At 48.1% G+C, this 917-nt stretch carries 2 protein-coding genes; both read left to right on the top strand.

Going from position 1 to position 917, the window contains the following annotated elements; genetic code table 11:
• Positions 1 to 370: 370 nt before the first annotated feature.
• Positions 371 to 697 (top strand): PadR family transcriptional regulator, encoded by a 327-nt coding sequence (locus tag AC1DUA_RS39235; protein WP_477504824.1) that lies wholly within the window; start codon positions 371 to 373, stop codon positions 695 to 697.
• Between the two features lie 5 nt (positions 698 to 702).
• On the top strand, positions 703 to 917 hold a 215-nt coding region (locus tag AC1DUA_RS39230), incomplete at its 3' end, for a hypothetical protein (RefSeq protein ID WP_477504823.1).

Here is a 917-nt window from a genome sequence, read left to right as displayed (position 1 = left end):
GTTGATAAGCGTCCTGGATCTCGGCTACATCCGTGTGTCCGGTAGTATGAAAGGCGGCTGCAGTGAAGGAGGACAAGAACATATATGCATAAGCATCCGCGCCCAGCGCGGTTTTTTCGTTTTAAGGATATAACTTCTTGTCCTTTCCAGAGGTCAAGAAGTTATATGGATTCCCGATAAGGACAAGAAGACATAGGGTTCTCCATTATGAGCTTTGTCGATCCTGCTTTATGCATATGTAGACTGTTATTTAAACCAACATTGACTTAGCCATGTACCAAAACTATATTGACAGTCGATACATTGAGGATTATTATATCACTATACGATATATCAAGAGTGGATATAACTTTGACGAGGGGGGAGCGAAATGARAGAGCTGATGCCGTTGACAGAGGCTTTCTATTACATCTTGATCGTTCTCTGCAAAGAACCGGCTCACGGATACGCCATCATGCAGGAAACCGAAAGGATGAGTGGAGGCCGGGTAAAGATCGGCCCTGGAACGCTATACACGGCGTTATCGACTCTAACGAAGAAGAGCCTGATCGAGAACCTGCCGGGACAGGATGAGGACTCCCGGCGAAAGCTTTACGCGATTACGGCTCAAGGTCGCTCGACGGTCGAAGCAGAAATGGAACGGCTTAGTGAAATGCTGGAGAATGGTCGCCGTATTTTATCAGGGGGAGAGGGGTAAGGGGCATGAACGAAAAAGAGTACGAATACCGCACGCGCTTATCGTTTGCTTGGAACTTCCGGAAGGACGAGAAGTGGGCATCCGGTCTTTCTGTCCAAGGGCTGCATTTGGAGAAGCCGGGACTGTTCCGAAACCGCTTTGTTCGGAAAGATGGCGAGCGGTATGTGTACCGGCTTGATTACCACTCGCTTAGGGGAAAGGCATTAAAGGACTATTTGAC

It is taken from the genome of Paenibacillus sp. 01T422, from assembly GCF_056398785.1.
This window is presented reverse-complemented; position numbering and strand designations above follow the sequence as displayed.